This is a genomic window from Methanolacinia paynteri, from assembly GCF_000784355.1.
Classification (GTDB): domain Archaea; phylum Halobacteriota; class Methanomicrobia; order Methanomicrobiales; family Methanomicrobiaceae; genus Methanolacinia; species Methanolacinia paynteri.
Window position 1 is genome coordinate 112,617 of the sequence record NZ_KN360926.1, and the last position, 17,792, is coordinate 130,408.

Sequence of the window (17,792 nt, forward strand, 5' to 3'; positions counted from 1 at the left end):
TTTATAATTTTAAGGCCTTAAATTCAATGGAAGATAATATTCCATGTTATTTGTGAAAAATTTCCTACATCTTAGACCTAAATAATACTGCGATATACTATTATACTGTGGAATATTCCCTATACTAAATGGGGTATATAAATTAGTATAGCACATCTCTTCTGAAAGATCAGACAGGTTAATTTGCAATTCATCATAATCATGAATTATATTTTTTTGATCTAAAAAAATATCCATAATTTCTTTATTGACACAAAATATCGGCCCACAAGGCCTTTCTACATTACAGATTATATTTGAAAATACTAAAGATCCTGTACCAACAATTCCCACATTAAAATAATAGTAATGTTCAATTAATGATTGAATCCAATCAGGATTCAATTTAAAATTATCATCAAAATTACAATTGTCATTTACAATAATTAAATAATCATATTTTTCAAATTTGGATATTTCTCTTAGTTGTTCTATTGGATTTTTGTCAAAAGTTTGAAAATCAGAAAAAACAATTTCTTTTTGATATATTTCGGGGATAAATAATTTAGTATTATGAAATGTTGATTCTTTAAGAATTAAATTAAATTTTTGAATGAATTTGCTATTTCTATGCTTATTTGCCACAACCAGGATTATAACGAGGGGATTAGAAAGCATTTCTTTTTTAACCAAATAACTCCCGGGTTCCAATTCAAAAACCGAACCAGGTATATTATTTCTATTAAGGTAGCCCTGAAGTGCCAATTTTCCAGCATTATAAGCGTATGGTTTAGCTGAAGTGCTATGTGCAGATGATTCAGGAATAATTCTCCAATGATATAATACTTTATCAATATGAGCGATTTTCTCAGGAGTGGTTCTTTCAACAACTCTTAAAATCAAATCATAATCCTGAGCACCATCAAATTCGGATCTAAGACCACCTACAGAATCGATCAAGGATTTACGGCAGACAAATAAATGGAATGGATAATTCGTCGAAAGAAGTGCAGGTAGTGAAAAATCAAATTTAAAAAATGGATCGCTTCGCTCCCCATATTTATCTATCTTATCATTATCAGAATATATAATATCATACTCATTATTTTCATTTATTTTTTTTACAACCTCATAAAGACAATTTGATGAAAGTTCATCATCATGATCCAAAAAACAAACAAATATTCCATCGGCTAAATTTAAAGCTTTATTAGTATTACCAGAAATACCTTTATTATCATCTAAAAACAGGCTTTTGATCCTGTTATCTCTACTAGAATATAACTGGATTATTTTTTTAAGATTTTTATTAGATGAATTACCATCAGCAATACATAACTGCCAATTTTCATATGACTGATTAATAACTGATTTAATTGCTAAATCAAGCAAATGCTCATCTGTATTCCAAACTGGCATTATTATACTAATTAGCGGTTTAAATTCAAAAATATCCATTTCAGCATTTTTTTTATTGTTTTTTTCATTCTCTTTTATCCAAAGATCGTATTTTGATAAATTATGGAAAAAGAGTAATTTTATTTTTTTTAATAATTTGATTGACTGGGGAAAATATGCAGATAAAATAATTTTCATTCCAAATTCGCCAATATTTTGTAATTTTTCTTTTTTATAAACTTATTTATTTTTATCGCAATTTTCACCAATTTAGAATTTAAAAGATCTTCCAAATCCGATCTATATTCTTGTAATTGCCTGTCGATTTCATCTAATTCTAAATTCAAACGCTCTATCCGCTTGTCACGGTCATCACGCTGGGCAGTCAATGCATCATAATGAAGACGTAGTTCATCCAATTCCAAATTCAAACGCTCTATCCGCTTGTCACGGTCATCACGCTGGGCAGTCAATGCATCATAATGAAGACGTAGTTCATCCAATTCCAAATTCAAACGCTCTATCCGCTTGTCACAGTCATCACGCTGGGCAGTCAATGCATCGTAATGAAGACGTAGTTCATCCAATTCCAAATTCAGTTGGTTTAACTTAATCCTATCTAAATTTAAAAATGAATTATTTGTTCTATTAATGTTTATCTCAACATCAACTCCCGAAACAAATGATTGAAAAGTCTTTTCAAAATCCAAATTTTTTATCAAACGCTGATAAGAATATTGTGGATAGACTTTTTTAATCAATTCGATAATAAAATCAACTTTCTTTGTTCTTTTCATAAAAGGTGCAATTAAATCAAATAATGTAAACAAATTCCTAAATAATATATATTCTGCACCAATTGGTTTCTTCGATCTCCATTTTTTATCAATAAAATGTAATTGTTTATCAGAAGTAATAATTAAATTCCAAACCGTAAAATCAATAGCCTCTCCTTTAACGTATATATAACCTTCTTCATCTACAATTTTTGATGAGAACTGAAGAATCAAACTTTCGTATAATAATTTTATTATCTCTTCTATGTGAAGAAATGGATTCCTGCTCATTACACTCTTATAAATATCAAAAATCAATAATTCTCCTATAATTAGTCTATTCCCTTTTAATTCATATTCAAAATTATTATTTTCAAAACGTGAAACCCCTTTAAATATCGGATCACGTTCAACTTCATAATGGATATTATTATTTTCTTCTTCTTTTTTTAGAAGTGTTATTTCATGTTTAAAATTTTCATCTAATTTTTCGTTACAGTGATATTTTTTTATTAACCAAGGTACCTCTATTTTTTTAGAGTTTGAATCCGTAGCTAAAATGACAAAAGAATTTGAAAAATGCCAGAATAATCCAGAATTTGTTAAATTTCTTAAAAACAGGAATTCTTCAAAATAATAATTACGATTTCCAAAATAATCTTCAAAAGGTGTTCTAATCCAATTATAAGGTTTTAATGGAACTGTTTCTGATTTCTCAGGAATTATGGTCTCAGTTAACTTATAATCTGGATAGACATGGTAGAATTGAATTTTTTTATACCCCGATTCTCTGATAATTGATTCTATCTCATTTCGACTAAATGTGACAGGTGTTTTATCAGGATAACCGATAATACTCTCAAATTCTTTTCCAGTATGATCTTCCTTACAGCCGGAAAAATACTTTGCTCCAAATTTATTTTCAATTGCAATTAATAAAATCCCGTCATCATTAAGGGCCCGATGCAAACGTTTTAAAAGACTTTCACATACATTTGAAGGATCCCCAGATTTATCATACAATGGCAAGTATTCTAACGATCCGATAAAAGTGATTAAATCATATTTCTTTTCAAAGTCTGTAGATAAAACATCTCCACAATAAACATTAACATTATCCAAATCTTTTGTCCTATATCTGGTTACACGAGCTCTCTGAATATTTCCTTCCAAAGCATCAACACTACTGAATTCCTCTCCAAACCAGCGAGTAATTATGCCACATCCCGATCCGATTTCAAGGATATTTGCATTTTTACTAATGATTTCTTTTATCGATTCTAAAAAATTAATTCTCTTATTTGAAAAATGATAACGGGATGGCCAATCTTTGATATATTTATTATATTCCCTCGAATGCGATGAAAGATCATTAATCATTTTTATTGATTCAAAAATATAATCTTCCCCTCCATCCTGATATTCAATAACATTATTATCTGGATGTATATATATATCATATTCCTGATTAAATATGAAATTATCAAGTTTTTTTTGTATTTTTGTCATCACTAATTCCTTCAATAATCATCCATTTAATTAATGCAAGACATTTAATTTTATCATTATCTAGCTAGTTATATTTGAATTTCTCTTACTGATGATTTAAAATCTACTATTCCAACTATAGGATCTTTCTTATTAATTCTAAATATCAGACTGTCATAGCGTCTATCTAAAATCTCAATTTCATCATTCGAATGAACAATTACTAACCCAGCATTAACTGAATAAAGTCCTGCATTTAACTTCAATGATTGCGTGAATTCCACAATATATGTTTGATTTTTCTTTTTATTACTAAGATCCAATTTTTGCCATTTTGTATTCGTTCCATAAATATCGCAATATTTATTTTTGAAAGTACAACCAACGGTTAAATTATCACTGATATCCTCATGAAGAATAAAATGAATTCTAATAATAGCAACATCACCAGAATTAAGAATATTTCTAGAAATAAGGTTATTATCTAAAAGTTCAACTTTTGTTATCTCGCCCCTTTTATTACCAAATCTCTCTTCTTCTAATCTGAAAAAATCCGATAATGAATTATCTGGGCGGATTATTTGATTATTACCTTCATTCTTTATGACAAACTTCCCCCAACCCCAGGCACTCCAGCAATAACTTAAATCATCTCCTGAACCGGAAGTGCTGAAAAACAAAGAGATATCTTTCCCGGAATATTTTTCCAGAGACAAAATAAAGTTATGCCAGCCACGGTCCCCGAGGTTCCTCTTTGGCTGCAGAACTCTTGAAAAAATATTCTCGCATTCCCCGTCAGCCAGAACTTCAATATCAAATTTAACGCCCTGTGGAATCTTATCCCAGGCATCAGGTATAATGCCAATAGCAAATGAAAGAGACATTCCCTGTTCTATAGACAGGTTCTTATAACGTATTTTTGACGGAGGATGTGCATAAATTATCGGACGAGGAAAGGACTTTATTTCAACAGTCTGTTTTTCAACAATTCCACCGTTACCTCTCTCTATTTTTGCCTTTGAAAGATTTGAAACAAGATCATAAACAGTCTCATATTCATCTCCCGGAATTTCACCATGTTCTGTAAGATGGCCCTCGCTGTAAGATCTTTCACGATCGGCAATGAGGGCATGATATTTATTTACAACATAATTTGGATCGCCGCGTTCTATGATCCTTCCGCCGTCCAGTAAAAGAGCCTCGGTACAAAGATTTCTGACAGCTTCGGTGTCATGGCCGACATAGAGAATTGTCTTTCCCGACTCCTGCATCTCGCGTATCTTCCTGAAGCACCTGTGCTGAAATATTGCGTCTCCCACTGCAAGTGCTTCATCGACAATCAGAATATCGGCATTTACATTTACAGCTACGGAGAATGCAAGTCTTACAGCCATTCCGGAGGAATATGTTCGAAGTGGTTGATCTATATAGTCTCCAAGCTCAGAAAACCTTATGATCTCGTCATACTTATCATCGATCTCCTGCCTGGAAAGACCCATGATCGAACCGTACATGTAAACATTGTCCCTGCCAGAGAAATCCGGGTGAAATCCGGAACCAAGTTCGAGAATAGCCGATACTTTTCCATTAAGCTCGTATGATCCTGCACTAGGTTCCAAAACCCCGGCAAGAATGCTTAAAAGAGTGCTTTTACCCGATCCGTTTTGCCCCAAAATACCGAGTGTAGTCCCGGCGGGAACATCAAATGAAATATCCTGAAGCGCCCAGAAATCATAATGGCCTTTTATTTTTCTTTTACTTAGGTACTCCAGGAAACGCCTTCCCTCAGAACGGAACAACTTATATTTCTTCCCGAGGTTTTGGACAGATATTGCATTCATAATAGTTCACCAAACCCGCGTTTTGTCTTCCTGAAGAACGTAATTCCGATAATAAAAAATATTATTGAAAATACAACAAAGGGAACAAGTATATCCACCTCAGGTAATTTTCCATAGAACAACGCATCCCTGTATATCTCAAGCATATAATAAGCAGGATTTATAGTTACAATCCACTGAAAATTTTCAGGAATTAGATTTACCGTGTATGCAATAGGTGTTGCCCAGAACCAAATCAAAAAGATCGGCCCGAGCATAGTGGGTATATCCCTCAGGAAAACCGATCCGCTCGATAAAAAAAAGGCAAGAGAAAGTGTAAACACAAGTTGCAAGAGAATGGCAACCGGAAGAAGAAATACGAATATTGTAGGAACACCCTTGAGGATAAAATATAATACAAAGAAAATTGCAAGACCTATGAACAAATTAACAAATTCAGATAAAGTGACATAAATTGGAAAAATCTCACTGGGAAAGGGAACCTTCTTGATATAATTCTTATTATTAATAATTGAACTCGTTCCCTTCATTATTGAGTCCTGAAAAGCTGTCCAGGGTAAAAATCCTGCTGCGAAATATAAAGCGAAATCCCAGATGTCAGTGCTTCCCGGAAGACGGACTCCCAAAAACACACCGAATACCATAATATAGACTACTAAAGTGATAATAGGATTTATGACAGACCAGTATAACCCTAATAGAGAACCGACATATTTCTGGGAGATATCTCTCTTTACAAAGTTCCAGATAAGTCCCCGGTAATCAAAGAGTGAAGCCATTTCTATTGTTCCAGTTCATAATAATATATGAATTAATTTTTGATTAACTATGCCTTTCGAATCTCAGATTTTTAGAATGTTATTTAAGTTTAATTCCTTTTCTCCCTCGATTCCTTAACCATCATCCCCGCACGAAGAAGACTCTCGAAAGTACCAGCATCGCTCCAGAAACCGTCAAGAACGGAAAACTTCATCTGCTCTTTACCAACATAAGCATTATTCACATCCGTAATCTCGAGTTCGCCTCTTCCCGACGGCTTTAAGGTCTTAATGATATCGAAGACCGAATTCTCGTACAGGTACAGACCCGTAACTGCAAGATCCGACTTAGGGGCTTTCGGTTTTTCCTCGATACCGATAATCCTGTCCCCGTCAACTTCCGCAACACCGAAACGCTGCGGATCGGCTACGCTTTTCAGGAAAATCTTTGCTCCGGAGTCAAAGGAATTCACAGATTCTTTTATTTTATCTTCAAAAATGTTGTCTCCAAGAATAACGGCAATATCGTCCCCGTCAGACCAGCGATTTGCAAGACCCAAGGCTTCTGCAATTCCACCGGCACCTTCCTGTATTTCATAAGATAGTCTTATACCCATCTCCGAGCCTGAACCCAGCAGCTCAAGAAAATGCCCGACATGCCCGCGACCGGACACTATAAGAATATCGTCGATGCCGGCACTCACCAGTGTATCAAGCGGATAGCAGATCATCGGCTTGTCGTAGACTGGCAGAAGATGCTTGTTCGTAACCTTTGTAAGAGGATATAACCTTGATCCCGTTCCTCCCGCAAGAATAATTCCTTTCATTTCAATCTCTCCTCCAAATAATCCAGAAGTGCTTCATTCCAGTTACGCATAGGTTTTGTTTTATTATTCACAAGTACGGAATATTCAGGACGTTTTGCTTTCCGCGGAAATTCGTCCGTAGTACATGGAACAACATTGGGAATAATTGCTCTGGCAAAATCAAACCATGAGCAGACTCCCTCGTTTGCGGCATGATATATCCCCGGCTGAAGATCGATTATTTCAGCTGTTTTTTCAGCAAGATCTCTTGTATAGGTCGGCTTTCCGAACTGGTCATTTACCACACGCACCTCCGGCATCTCAGACGAAAGCCGAATCATCGTTTCGACAAAATTCTTACCATGAGTCCCATAGAGCCAGGATGTACGGATTATCCTGAAATCATTCATATTCTTAATGATATTCTCTTCGCCGAGAAGTTTGGACTTACCGTATATGCTCACAGGGTTCGGCTCATCCGATTCATTATATTCTTTTTTGGAGCCGTCAAACACATAGTCAGTTGAAAAATGCACCAGCATTGCACCGTTTTCTTCACAGGCAGCAGCAATGTTTCCCGGACCGTCACCGTTCACGGCAAATGCAACTTCCCGGTTATCTTCACAGCCATCCACATCTGTATATGCTGCCGAGTTGATGACAATATCAGGATTTAACTCCGAAATATAAGAAAGAATCTCCTTCTCATCGGTGATATCCAGTTCATGACCCTTGCATACGGCGCCGGGAAATACTTTTTGAAGAGAATGCCCGAGCATTCCATTGGCCCCGAGAATAAGAATACTGATCTTCATCAGGCTTTCCTTTCCTTAAGCGGGCGCCACCAGGATTCGTTTTCGACATACCAGTTGACAGTCTCTTCGATAGCATCATCGAAAGAATACTCGGGCTCCCAGCCCATGGATCTCAATTTTCCGAAATCAAGCGAATACCTGAAATCGTGACCTTTACGATCTTCGACGTACTCTATCATGGACTCATCTTTGCCTAAAAGCTCCAGGATTTTATAGGTGATCTCAAGATTCGTCTTCTCTTCTCCGCCACCGATATTATAGATCTCACCCGGAATGCCATTATGAAGAACAAAATCAATTGCCCTGCAATGATCGATCACATACAGCCAGTCACGGATGTTCTTTCCGGTCCCGTAAACAGGAACCTTCTTTCCTTCCATCAGGTTGGAAACAAAGAACGGGATCAGTTTTTCCGGGTACTGGTAAGGTCCGTAATTATTAGTGCATCTCGTAACAATTACAGGCAGTTTATGCGTAGTAAAAAATGAAAGAGCCAAAAGATCCGATCCAGCCTTGCTTGAAGAATACGGACTTGAAGGATTCAGAATATCGATTTCCTCGAACGGTTTGTCCGGCGTACTCCCGTAGACTTCATCCGTAGAGATATGAATAAATCGTTTTATGCCGTTTTTAAGCGCTGCATCAAGCATTGTGAACGTTCCAAGGACATTGGTCTTAACGAACTCATAACCTCCGTCGATAGAACGATCCACATGACTCTCAGCTGCAAAATGAACAATCGTATCGATATTGTACTTCGAAATTACGGACGACACCAGATCGAAATCGCAGATATCTCCCTGTACAAATGTATACCTTCCGCAATCCTCAATATCCTTCAGGTTTTCGGGATTCCCTGCATATGTAAGTTTATCGTAATTTACTATGGAGAGATCATTATAGGTCTCCAGCATATACCTTATGAAATTACTGCCGATAAATCCGCATCCGCCAGTCACTAAAAGATTCATAATCACTCCAGTCAACCGTGTTTTAAGCCGGGTAAAAGTCCCCAGTCATATGGGATTTCATTAGTATCGGGAGGAAGGCGGTATTCATCGGGCTCCTTGTAATTATATGGATGCGTGGGAACACTGACAAAGAACGCGGTCTCAGTCCCTATTCCTTTGAAGCCGTGATAAACGCCTGGAGGAACAGTTACAAGCACCGGATTTTTCTCCCCGACGAATAATTCCATAAGGTTTCCGTATGTGGAAGAATCTTCTCTTGCATCATATAATGCGACCTTCATCATACCGTGCACGCAGGTAAAATTATCGGTCTGGATCTTATGATAATGCCAGGCCTTTACCACTCCGGGATATGCAGTTGTACAGTAAACCTGCCCAAAAGACTGAAAAACAGGATCGTCGCACCTCAGAATTTCCATCAGCCACCCGCGTTCATCGGGGATCAGTTTCAGTTGTTTAAGTTCTACCCCGTCTATAGTAATATTCATTTAATCAGCCCTTTTGGATAAATTTTGGTCTCCTTTAATGATAAATTATTGCTTCATAAGTAAGAATTCGGAACAATTCGGCAAATAATAATTATACCAGCAAAATAATATAAATAAACACGAAAAATAACCTCAAAAAAAGTCTGCCAGAACCTGAAAGGAAATCGAAAACCGATGATTAGTATAGTAATCCCCAATTATAACGGCAAAAAATTTCTTGAAAACTGCCTTAATTCAATATCCGGTCAATCTTACAGTGATTCGGAAATAATCGTAATAGACAACGGTTCTTCGGACGGAAGCGCTGAATACATAAAAGAAAATTTCCAGGGAATAATACTTATAGAAAATAATGAGAATCTCGGATTTACCGGTGCGACAAACCAGGGGATCAGGCAGTCAAACGGAGAATACATACTCACACTGAATAATGATACGATCTCGGACCCTTCTCTTTTGGAAAACCTGCATAAAGCAATCATTTCTGATGAAAATATCGGAATTGTCGCTTCAAAAATGATCTTTCCGGACGGAAGGATCAATTCGGCAGGAATGTGTATATCCAGGAGCGGTGCCGCCTGGAACAGGGGAATGTTTGAAAAAGACCAGGGGCAGTACGAAGACCCTGAATACATGATCGGTGCATGTGCTGGTGCAGCATTATACCGGCGTTCAATGCTTGATGAAATCGGTCTCTTCGATGAGGACTTCTTCATGTACCACGATGATGTTGACCTTTCATTCCGTGCATATCTTGCCGGCTGGAAATGCCTGTACTGCCCGAAAGCCATTGTAACACATATAAACAGCGCAACATCGGGATTTGAATCCGAATTCAGCGTATACCACGGCAACAGGAATATCATCTGGTTCGCAGTCAAAAATTTTCCGGCAAGACATCTTATCCTGTATTCCCCCTGGATAATAGGAAGGAGCATTGGTGTAATTCCGCATTACATCCTGAGAAAAAAGACTAAAATCATACTTAAATCAAAATGGGACGCTTTTAAGAAAATTCCATACTTTATCAGGAAAAGAAAAGAAATATCCATAAAAATTCCAATGAAAAAAGTATCAAAAAATATTTTTGTCTTCGCCCACATCAACTCTGATCAATAACCGACCGATATACATCCATATATTTCATCATGACATCATGCCATGAATATCCTGCAACAGTGTTCTCCCCACTTTTTCCGAGTTTTTCTCTTAATTGCTTATCCCTAGCAAGCATAAGCATGGCATCATAAAGAGCATCGGGATCTTTTGGACTGACAATAATTGCATTCTCTTTATCAACACAAATCCGGGAAATATCCCCGACATCCGTGACAATTACAGGAAGTCCGCAGGCCCATGCCTCAAGAAGAGTAAGAGGCATGCCTTCCCAAACAGAAGGCAGGACAAAAATATCTGATGAATGATATAAGAATCTTAAACGCTCATTATCTACCCTGCCGGTAAATTCAATTTTATCACCCAGTCCTGAATTTTTAACCATCCCATTGAGTTCATTATACATCGAACCATCTCCGACAATTACCACTTTGAAATCACTAATTTCTCCTGATAATTTTTTGGAGGCCTGGATCAGGTATGGCAATCCTTTCTGTTCCTCCAGACGGCCTGTAAACAAAAACCTCGCCTCCAAATGATTATTCATTTCATTGCTTTCCTTCTTAAAATATTCAATATCCACTCCATTGGGAATATATATTGCATCTTTCGCAATTTTTTCGGAAAGATCAGGGAGACTATTCCCGTCAACGGTAACTATTTTCTCAAAACGTCCTAATTTTAATAATAAAATTTCCAAGTAACCTTTAAATGATGAAAACTGCCTGTTTGAAAATGTTACTCCATGACAGGTATTGATGACTGGTATTTTAAAAAAAAGAGCCTGAAAAGACAAGATAAATCCGATGTCCGGAGAATGTGAATGAATTATATCAGGTTTTATACGCTTTAAAAGAAAGAAACCTGTAACAGACAATATCAACAATGACAAAATCCTTTTAAAACCGATCCTATCCAGACCGGACGATTTATCAAAGATCCCGAACATGAAAACATTGTCTTTGGTAATAATTTCAGGGCATCGCGATGTTAATATGAAGACTTCATGACCCATATGCTGCTCATCTTCCAGGCTGGATACAACGACAGCATCACCCCCGATCGCGTCGGGATACTTTTTCGTAGCATGAAGAATTTTCATTTGTCATCCTTTTGGTATAATCTTTTGAATCTGAACCAATATTTTGCAGTGGTTTTTATGATAATAATATCTTCAATCTTCAGCATATATAATGAAGATAGATCATTTCCCGGATTGATTATATACCAAAACAAGTTTTTTCAAGATTACATCCCATTCATAATCTTTTATACTATCCACTATAGATTCCTTCATATTTTCCCTCTCAAAAAGTGCAGCCATGATACTGTCCGCCAAACTTTCAGGCGACAGATCGGCAATATAACCGTTTCGTCCTTCATGTATCAGATCGTAGGCTGCATTCAGGGGAGCTCTTACAGTTACAACCGGGAGACCGCAGGCCATCGCCTCGATAGAAACTATCCCAAAACCCTCGCGGATTGAAGGCAAAATAAAAATTTTTGATGCTTTCATCGCCGCAATAACTTCATCATGACAGGAGAGAAAACCTGTGAAAACAACGTTTTCCGTAAGCCCCAAATCATAAGAAAGTTTTTCAAGTGTATACCTCTCCGGCCCGTCACCGATAACTACTGCTTTTATTCCGGGCACCTTTTCACGAACCAGAGAAAGTGCTCTGAGAAAAAGATCTACATTCTTTTCAGGAATCAGGCGACCTGCAAAGATGATATCAGAAGAATCCCCTGCACTACTTTTACAGTTTGTCATATTGGAATCGATTCCGATTGATATAATAGGGATCGGTTCGGAAACTCCCATTTCAGTAAGTTTTCGGACTGTTGAACCCGAAACCGCAATAGGATTTTTTGTAAGATGTACCGCAAAGTGTTCTATGAATTTCCCGAAAATCCCGAAAAAGCCGAGATAGTCATACCAGTAATTCCCCCATACTTCATGCCATGTTACAAACAGAGAGCACTTTGAAACTTTCGAAGCAAGCCACGAGGGAATCAAAGGAAAATAAGGAAAAGCCTGGCAGTCGATAACGTCAGGTTTCTCTTTCAACAATGGAAAGAAGAGAAAAACAGAATAATAGATCGCCTGAAGGATCGACCTTCGTCCTTTAACATAAAGGTTCATCGGCTGGCATAAGCCATGATAGATAATCCCGTTTTTTTCAACAACAGCCGGACCTTCCCAGTATTTCATGCCGAAGATATGGACTTCATGCCCCCTCTCCGCCAGCCTGAGGGACAGCTCGTAGATCCTCTTCTCGGCCCCGCCTTTTACATAAGGATAGATAACATCGTATACGAACGCGATCTTCATGGGATTATTCCGGTACTAATACATGAACACTGTATAGACTTTAATATTCTTTAAAAATTCAAGAGATTTAAAGTTTAAATTGCTTTGAGAATAAACTCAAGTGCACAATGTGGAAAAAATGCACAATATGGTAAAAGTGTACAATTATAAATATTGCACTCGACAAAAAATTATCCATGTCATTCAGGACAGAAGAAAGTTCAGCAGGTCAAATCAAGCGTATTCCAATAAAAGAACCTACATGGAGAGAATTGCACGATTTAAAAAAATCCGGCCAAAGCTATGACGATTTAATCTCTGAAATGATTGAAAGGGAACAGGATTACAGGGAATGGAAGATGATTGCCGAGATTGAAGAAAAAGGTGATTTCATACCATTCAACCCGGAAGATATTCTTGGCAACTAAAAAGGACGATGAATATCTGTGTTTAATATACTTATAGAAAAAAGGGCTGAAAAATTTCTTAAAAAACTTCCAATTAAATCCCGGCGAATAATTGTCGAGAAGATCCTGGAATTAAAAAATGATTCTTTCCCGGGTGAAAACAAGGAAAAAATATTCTGTCCGAAACCGCCGGAAGCTTATCGCCTTCATATCAGCAGATCCTACACAGTATTATATATAATAAATATTGACGATCACCTCGTTAAAATTGAAAAAATAATAACAATCGAAGGTGCACACAAAGATTATTCCCGCAGATAAACTGCCGGATTTATGAATCAAAATTTATCCTGAATAGAAAATTAAAAGAAAAAAAATTAGAATCTCGGTTTTCTGTATTTGGGGAGGCAGTCCCTGCAATACACCGGTCTTCCTTCGGTCGGTTTAAAAGGTACTTCACATTCTTTGCCGCAGTCGCTGCAGACTGTTTTGTGCATCTCTCTTGGTTCTCTGGGTCCGAAGTTTCTCCGGCCCCCATAATTTCTGTCATTCATTTTTGATCTCAACAGATGTATCTGTCAAACGTAATTTAGGTTGTGACATTATATAAGGATGTATTAGCCTGGTGAAATTTCACTTTCACACTGCCCGCCGGAGATATAAATAAGACAGGTCCCGAACTGATATTGTGCACGAAGCAAAGGAAAAATAATATCACCAATCTTTTCTTTGATCGTGCCGCAAACCTCCGGAAACCTCAAAAGAAAAATTTCTCCGAATCTCAATTTTTTTATTTGGAGGCATGTGTAAGAATATGCCTTATTTCAGGCAAAATGATCTCCTCGGTAGCAAGTCTTACGGCACCGGTCGATCCCGGTATGCAGAAGATTGCTTTTTCTTTGTAGATCCCTGCAGCAGCCCTGGACAATAACGAACTTGTGCCTATCTCGCCGTAGCTCTTCAGCCTGAACAATTCGCCAAAACCGTCTATGGTTTTTTTGAATATAGGTGAGACCGCTTCAATCGTGCAGTCGTCGTGAGTGAGGCCGGTTCCTCCATTTACTATAATACAGTTTGAAGATTCCAAAGCTTCGAAAACCGCTCCCTTTATCAGGTTGATATCGTCGGGAACCACTTCATAGAAAGCAATGCCGATATTGTCCTTTGTCAGCAGTTCGATTATCTTTTTTCCGCTTAGATCACTGTCTTTGTCCCTTGTGGTTGAAACCGTAATAACAGCCGCTTTTATTTCTATATCCTGAATGTGAGAACTATCCATACAAAGTTATTAAGGTTTTAATAGAAGATTAGCATAACGACAGATCGATTAAACAAAGGAATTATATAATGCCTGAAGGAAAAATCCTGCACATTTCACGAATAAGAAGACAGTATTTTCACATTTTGCAGGCAATACGAAATTATAATTCTATTATAAAACGGATAACAACTATTTATAAAAAGGAAACAAGAACTTCTATGATGAAGACAGGGGTCTTTAAAGCAATAACACTGGGATTGATTATCTGCTTTACATTATCAGCGGGGTGTGCAGCACTACCTGAAGAAGAAACACCGGCGCAATCCACGTCTTCAGTTTCTGACACTACACCATCCGTACCAGACGGAGAGGTTGATCAGGTAAACTATTCAACGCCGATCCCCACTCCAACAGAAGAAAAAAAACCTGAATATTCCATCCCACCGGATGAGAATATTTCAGGTCCACAATATTCTGTTATCTATTCTAAGGAAGAATATCTGAGATACACTGTAATACCGTTTGATCTGGATTTAAAGTATCCTCCGCTGGTCTTCGAATACGACCTGGAAATAGACACTGAAACAGATGTGAAGGCGGCTTACAGCGAATATGGGGGTAAAAGCGAATACTCCTATACCCTGATAAAACCGAGCCAGAATGCCTGGTATACGATATCGATATACGATAATGAAACAGGGGTACTTCTCAATTCAAAGGATCTCAGGCATTTCGGTGACTCAAGTGAATCGGGAACTTTCAAGATCCTTGAGGCAGGGGACTATCACATAGAAATTTCAGGAAATCTTGTCACGGCAAATACCACCGTTATGCTGCCTCCTGAAAATCTTAATTGACATTTTTTAAATCAATTAAACAATTATATATGCTAAAAGATCCAATTTAGTTAGGCAAAAATAACCCTGTCCCGGTAGGGTAGAGGATATCCTAGAAGCCTGCGGAGCTTTTGACCCGGGTTCAAATCCCGGCCGGGGCGTTATTGTTTTAAAATTTTTCATTATTTACAGTATATTGAGTGATACGCCTTTTTACTCCAGAAAAATGTAAAGAGTCTGGAGAAATTGTTTTACTTTGATTTCTGTAGTCCTTTTTTCGAATTTCAGACACGATGAATCCAGTCATCCTCGTGCGAAAAAAATCCGGAAAAAATAAACTTAAAATCCTTTTTCATGAAAATAACAAATCTGTGACGGTTCCAGATGTCTACTACAACACGGAGCCGCCACAGGATTAGATGTACCCGTTAATTGAAAATACTTTCACTCTATGCACGTCCATAAGAATTTAATGATAATAAAATTTCATATTCTCAATTCTACTACACACGGAGCCAATACATGAAAAAGAAATTTGTTGAAAAAGATGAAGAAGAATTAATTTTAAAGAATGCCGATTGGTTCACTAAGAATGTCATCCAGAGAAAAAAAGGGGTTATATATGGAAAATTAAAAAAATAACCCTCTTGCCTGCCCGGAAGATCATGAATACCTGATTTCAGATAAGACAATGAAATATACTATAACCTGAAACTGAATAAAAATTGTTTTAGTTTTAATCCTTTTCGACTGATTAATCTATTGCAAACCGACTTCAAATTAAATTATTTCTTCCCGCTCTTTGATCTTTCACCCTTCAGTTCCTGATATATGTCCATCAAAATTTCAGGATTATCCATTACATATTCTCTTGCCGTCCTCTGCAGATCCTGCAATCTTTCATCGGGACTCAGTTGCGGATGATCCCCGGACGGAGAATAATGCCGGTCGATATATTCCTGGCAGGCAAAAATAATCTCTTTTGATCTGTCCCTGTGATTTTTTTCAGCCAGCTCTTCAATTCTCTCCAGTATGGCAACAGGCATATTGAGAGTCACGTGTTTTGTATCCAGCTTTTTAACCATGTTCACCCACCATGATGATATATTATGTCATAATATATTATATTATGGTATTGTAGAGCAATTAATATATATTGCTTTGTGCCAAAATATAGCATGATATATTATGAAAACACATTGGGAGGCACCAAGATCAGACGAACTGATTTGCATTTCTGTAAATCTGCCAAAATCGGTTCTTGATCGGGTAGAAAACTACAGAAAAGAGCAAATCGAAAAAAAAGGAAAATGCAACAGAACCGATGCCATAATCGACCTCATAATCGCCGGTTCCAAATGCGAGGTGTGCCAGTGACCGGAAATATACCATACCGCCCGGCAACTGCCGGAGCATTTCATATAGGATTTTTCAAACTCATTCTCCCCATTGCAAATGTGGATCAAAATGAGAATAAATTCAGCAGGGGGAGATTTTCATGAGCCAGGTCAGAAGACTGGACCCCGTTCCCCTGTACCTGATATCCCACAAGTTAAACGAGGAGATCTCGCTTTCTGGAAAGAGCGTTACTGAAATCCACATCAGGCTTGCAGGACAGAATCTCTATAAAATCGAAATCGTCGAATCCGAAGATCGAAAAACGGCCGGAGGCAAAAAATGAGTCTCCGGACACTCACCATTACAAGAACGATAAAATCCCCCGGGGGCGAAGAAACGATACAGGGAATCTTTGAGATAGGAAATTCCCCTGAAGCGGATGCTGCCGCGGCCGCGATAGAACTGATGGATACAATCGCCAAAAATGCAGCATCCGGTTCCGGCCTCGGTCCTGCAAAAGAAAACAAACCCCCGGAAGAAAACAAATTCACCTGCGAGGAATGCGGCAGCATCATCAATTCAAACGAAAGCCGCCTCTCACAGATATTTGCGAACAGGAACCTGTGCAGGCAATGCCTCGGGAAGGTGGAGCAATGAAGTGTGCGGTCCTGTTCCAGGTCAGGGACGAAGACGGCCTGCTCCTGGTTTCCAAAGACGCCGTTATTCCCGCATATGAAGCGCTCCGGCTTTTGTCGGACGTCACAAGGGAAGACGAGAATAATGACGAAGAGATCGTCATCTGCCGGGATCATGAAAAATCCAGCAATATTACACCCGAAGATCCGAATCACGGATTAAAAGAAGAAGACCTCTTCGATGAAGACGAAAAGAACTTCCTCGGCTGCTGCAAAAACGCAGAAAATGCAGTCGAAGAATTCGGGAAGGCCTTCCCGAATTCGGATAAAAACGATGAAGCGATTGCCCTTACATGGTCGAATCTTAAAAAGGAAGGATTGCTGAATTCATTAAAAACCGGTAACTTCGTAAAGATCACGGATTCGAATTTCCCGCAATATGATACCACCGGGAGAGTCCTCCAGGTAAAAGGCAAAGATGTGCTTGTCAGTTTCCCCCATTCGGCGGTATGGATCGACAGATCAGTCATGGAGGTGGTTGACTCTCCGTCAAAAAAATGACATTCGC

Annotated in this window: 20 protein-coding genes and 1 tRNA gene; 8 read left to right on the forward strand and 13 right to left on the reverse strand. The window is 37.9% G+C overall.

Annotated features, from left to right (window positions below):
* Positions 1-9 precede the first annotated feature (9 nt).
* The 8 genes from METPAY_RS14035 to METPAY_RS03025 form a co-directional block, all read right to left on the reverse strand.
* Positions 10-1,575 (reverse strand): glycosyltransferase family 2 protein, encoded by a 1,566-nt coding sequence (locus tag METPAY_RS14035; protein WP_052418629.1) that lies wholly within the window; start codon positions 1,573-1,575, stop codon positions 10-12.
* Positions 1,572-3,662, reverse strand: a complete 2,091-nt coding sequence (locus METPAY_RS02995) for a class I SAM-dependent methyltransferase (RefSeq protein ID WP_048149000.1) — start codon at positions 3,660-3,662, stop codon at positions 1,572-1,574. Before METPAY_RS02995 ends, METPAY_RS14035 begins: the two co-directional genes overlap by 4 nt.
* A 68-nt stretch (positions 3,663-3,730) precedes the next feature.
* A complete protein-coding gene (locus tag METPAY_RS14040; RefSeq protein WP_052418630.1) occupies positions 3,731-5,482 on the reverse strand; it encodes an ABC transporter ATP-binding protein in 1,752 nt (583 codons plus the stop codon).
* Positions 5,479-6,261, reverse strand: a complete 783-nt coding sequence (locus tag METPAY_RS03005; protein ID WP_048149002.1) for an ABC transporter permease — start codon at positions 6,259-6,261, stop codon at positions 5,479-5,481. Before METPAY_RS03005 ends, METPAY_RS14040 begins: the two co-directional genes overlap by 4 nt.
* A gap of 89 nt (positions 6,262-6,350) precedes the next feature.
* Positions 6,351-7,067: a sugar phosphate nucleotidyltransferase gene (locus tag METPAY_RS03010; RefSeq protein WP_048149004.1), complete on the reverse strand. Its 717-nt coding sequence runs from the start codon at positions 7,065-7,067 to the stop codon at positions 6,351-6,353.
* The gene (gene rfbD, locus METPAY_RS03015) at positions 7,064-7,861 is read right to left on the reverse strand and encodes a dTDP-4-dehydrorhamnose reductase (RefSeq protein ID WP_048149006.1); all 798 of its coding nucleotides are present in this window, start codon (positions 7,859-7,861) and stop codon (positions 7,064-7,066) included. Before rfbD ends, METPAY_RS03010 begins: the two co-directional genes overlap by 4 nt.
* Positions 7,861-8,832, reverse strand: coding sequence for a dTDP-glucose 4,6-dehydratase (rfbB, locus tag METPAY_RS03020; RefSeq protein WP_048149008.1), 972 nt, complete (start codon positions 8,830-8,832; stop codon positions 7,861-7,863). The genes rfbD and rfbB overlap by 1 nt, the downstream gene beginning before the upstream one ends.
* A gap of 11 nt (positions 8,833-8,843) precedes the next feature.
* Positions 8,844-9,320: a dTDP-4-dehydrorhamnose 3,5-epimerase family protein gene (locus METPAY_RS03025; RefSeq protein ID WP_048149009.1), complete on the reverse strand. Its 477-nt coding sequence runs from the start codon at positions 9,318-9,320 to the stop codon at positions 8,844-8,846.
* Between the two features lie 174 nt (positions 9,321-9,494).
* Between METPAY_RS03025 and METPAY_RS03030 the strand changes: the two genes are divergently transcribed.
* Positions 9,495-10,439: a glycosyltransferase family 2 protein gene (locus METPAY_RS03030; protein ID WP_048149011.1), complete on the forward strand. Its 945-nt coding sequence runs from the start codon at positions 9,495-9,497 to the stop codon at positions 10,437-10,439.
* On the opposite strand, the gene METPAY_RS03035 is transcribed toward METPAY_RS03030, so the two are convergent.
* Positions 10,423-11,538 carry a glycosyltransferase family 4 protein gene (locus tag METPAY_RS03035; protein ID WP_048149013.1) on the reverse strand — a complete coding sequence of 372 codons (1,116 nt, stop codon included), beginning with the start codon at positions 11,536-11,538 and terminating at the stop codon, positions 10,423-10,425. The two genes, METPAY_RS03030 and METPAY_RS03035, sit on opposite strands and share 17 nt — an antisense overlap.
* 102 nt (positions 11,539-11,640) lie before the next feature.
* On the reverse strand, positions 11,641-12,768 hold the full coding sequence (locus tag METPAY_RS03040; protein WP_048149015.1) for a glycosyltransferase family 4 protein: 1,128 nt from the start codon (positions 12,766-12,768) through the stop codon (positions 11,641-11,643).
* Between the two features lie 176 nt (positions 12,769-12,944).
* Between METPAY_RS03040 and METPAY_RS03045 the strand changes: the two genes are divergently transcribed.
* Both METPAY_RS03045 and METPAY_RS03050 read left to right on the forward strand, forming a co-directional pair.
* Positions 12,945-13,175: a hypothetical protein gene (locus METPAY_RS03045; RefSeq protein ID WP_048149017.1), complete on the forward strand. Its 231-nt coding sequence runs from the start codon at positions 12,945-12,947 to the stop codon at positions 13,173-13,175.
* Between the two features lie 18 nt (positions 13,176-13,193).
* Complete coding sequence (locus METPAY_RS03050; RefSeq protein WP_048149019.1) at positions 13,194-13,475, forward strand: type II toxin-antitoxin system RelE family toxin; 282 nt, start codon at positions 13,194-13,196, stop codon at positions 13,473-13,475.
* A 56-nt stretch (positions 13,476-13,531) separates the two neighbouring features.
* Here the strand turns inward: METPAY_RS03050 and METPAY_RS03055 are convergent, their stop codons facing one another.
* Together METPAY_RS03055 and METPAY_RS03060 are read right to left on the reverse strand one after the other, a co-directional pair.
* Positions 13,532-13,708, reverse strand: a complete 177-nt coding sequence (locus METPAY_RS03055) for a CxxC-x17-CxxC domain-containing protein (RefSeq protein ID WP_048149021.1) — start codon at positions 13,706-13,708, stop codon at positions 13,532-13,534.
* Positions 13,709-13,944: 236 nt separating this feature from the next.
* Entirely contained in the window at positions 13,945-14,433 is a 489-nt protein-coding gene (locus METPAY_RS03060; protein WP_048149023.1) for a MogA/MoaB family molybdenum cofactor biosynthesis protein, read from the reverse strand.
* A gap of 68 nt (positions 14,434-14,501) precedes the next feature.
* Here METPAY_RS03060 and METPAY_RS03065 point away from each other — a divergent pair, with 68 nt between their 5' ends.
* Together METPAY_RS03065 and METPAY_RS03070 are read left to right on the forward strand one after the other, a co-directional pair.
* The gene (locus METPAY_RS03065) at positions 14,502-15,272 is read left to right on the forward strand and encodes a hypothetical protein (protein ID WP_157198978.1); all 771 of its coding nucleotides are present in this window, start codon (positions 14,502-14,504) and stop codon (positions 15,270-15,272) included.
* A 68-nt stretch (positions 15,273-15,340) separates the two neighbouring features.
* Positions 15,341-15,412: transfer RNA gene (locus METPAY_RS03070), tRNA-Arg, on the forward strand.
* Positions 15,413-16,036: 624 nt separating this feature from the next.
* Here METPAY_RS03070 and METPAY_RS03075 read toward each other — a convergent pair.
* Positions 16,037-16,336, reverse strand: a complete 300-nt coding sequence (locus tag METPAY_RS03075; protein ID WP_048149026.1) for a hypothetical protein — start codon at positions 16,334-16,336, stop codon at positions 16,037-16,039.
* A 413-nt stretch (positions 16,337-16,749) separates the two neighbouring features.
* Between METPAY_RS03075 and METPAY_RS03085 the strand changes: the two genes are divergently transcribed.
* Genes METPAY_RS03085 through METPAY_RS03095 form a run of 3 tightly spaced genes read left to right on the forward strand, consistent with a single transcriptional unit; the run spans position 16,750 to position 17,785 of the window.
* The gene (locus tag METPAY_RS03085; protein WP_048149029.1) at positions 16,750-16,932 is read left to right on the forward strand and encodes a hypothetical protein; all 183 of its coding nucleotides are present in this window, start codon (positions 16,750-16,752) and stop codon (positions 16,930-16,932) included.
* Positions 16,929-17,246: a hypothetical protein gene (locus METPAY_RS03090; RefSeq protein ID WP_048149030.1), complete on the forward strand. Its 318-nt coding sequence runs from the start codon at positions 16,929-16,931 to the stop codon at positions 17,244-17,246. Before METPAY_RS03085 ends, METPAY_RS03090 begins: the two co-directional genes overlap by 4 nt.
* Positions 17,243-17,785, forward strand: a complete 543-nt coding sequence (locus tag METPAY_RS03095) for a hypothetical protein (RefSeq protein WP_048149032.1) — start codon at positions 17,243-17,245, stop codon at positions 17,783-17,785. The genes METPAY_RS03090 and METPAY_RS03095 overlap by 4 nt, the downstream gene beginning before the upstream one ends.
* Positions 17,786-17,792 lie beyond the last annotated feature (7 nt).

What these genes read in the sequence shown, in the direction of transcription:
- METPAY_RS14035 (WP_052418629.1), bottom strand. Translation starts at nt 1,575, where the DNA reads ATGAAAATTATTTTATCTGCATATTTTCCCCAGTCAATCAAATTATTA.
- METPAY_RS02995 (WP_048149000.1), bottom strand. Translation starts at nt 3,662, where the DNA reads ATGACAAAAATACAAAAAAAACTTGATAATTTCATATTTAATCAGGAA.
- METPAY_RS14040 (WP_052418630.1), bottom strand. Translation starts at nt 5,482, where the DNA reads ATGAATGCAATATCTGTCCAAAACCTCGGGAAGAAATATAAGTTGTTC.
- METPAY_RS03005 (WP_048149002.1), bottom strand. Translation starts at nt 6,261, where the DNA reads ATGGCTTCACTCTTTGATTACCGGGGACTTATCTGGAACTTTGTAAAG.
- METPAY_RS03010 (WP_048149004.1), bottom strand. Translation starts at nt 7,067, where the DNA reads ATGAAAGGAATTATTCTTGCGGGAGGAACGGGATCAAGGTTATATCCT.
- rfbD (WP_048149006.1), bottom strand. Translation starts at nt 7,861, where the DNA reads ATGAAGATCAGTATTCTTATTCTCGGGGCCAATGGAATGCTCGGGCAT.
- rfbB (WP_048149008.1), bottom strand. Translation starts at nt 8,832, where the DNA reads ATGAATCTTTTAGTGACTGGCGGATGCGGATTTATCGGCAGTAATTTC.
- METPAY_RS03025 (WP_048149009.1), bottom strand. Translation starts at nt 9,320, where the DNA reads ATGAATATTACTATAGACGGGGTAGAACTTAAACAACTGAAACTGATC.
- METPAY_RS03030 (WP_048149011.1), top strand. Translation starts at nt 9,495, where the DNA reads ATGATTAGTATAGTAATCCCCAATTATAACGGCAAAAAATTTCTTGAA.
- METPAY_RS03035 (WP_048149013.1), bottom strand. Translation starts at nt 11,538, where the DNA reads ATGAAAATTCTTCATGCTACGAAAAAGTATCCCGACGCGATCGGGGGT.
- METPAY_RS03040 (WP_048149015.1), bottom strand. Translation starts at nt 12,768, where the DNA reads ATGAAGATCGCGTTCGTATACGATGTTATCTATCCTTATGTAAAAGGC.
- METPAY_RS03045 (WP_048149017.1), top strand. Translation starts at nt 12,945, where the DNA reads ATGTCATTCAGGACAGAAGAAAGTTCAGCAGGTCAAATCAAGCGTATT.
- METPAY_RS03055 (WP_048149021.1), bottom strand. Translation starts at nt 13,708, where the DNA reads ATGAATGACAGAAATTATGGGGGCCGGAGAAACTTCGGACCCAGAGAA.
- METPAY_RS03060 (WP_048149023.1), bottom strand. Translation starts at nt 14,433, where the DNA reads ATGGATAGTTCTCACATTCAGGATATAGAAATAAAAGCGGCTGTTATT.
- METPAY_RS03065 (WP_157198978.1), top strand. Translation starts at nt 14,502, where the DNA reads ATGCCTGAAGGAAAAATCCTGCACATTTCACGAATAAGAAGACAGTAT.
- METPAY_RS03075 (WP_048149026.1), bottom strand. Translation starts at nt 16,336, where the DNA reads ATGGTTAAAAAGCTGGATACAAAACACGTGACTCTCAATATGCCTGTT.
- METPAY_RS03085 (WP_048149029.1), top strand. Translation starts at nt 16,750, where the DNA reads ATGAGCCAGGTCAGAAGACTGGACCCCGTTCCCCTGTACCTGATATCC.
- METPAY_RS03090 (WP_048149030.1), top strand. Translation starts at nt 16,929, where the DNA reads ATGAGTCTCCGGACACTCACCATTACAAGAACGATAAAATCCCCCGGG.
- METPAY_RS03095 (WP_048149032.1), top strand. Translation starts at nt 17,243, where the DNA reads ATGAAGTGTGCGGTCCTGTTCCAGGTCAGGGACGAAGACGGCCTGCTC.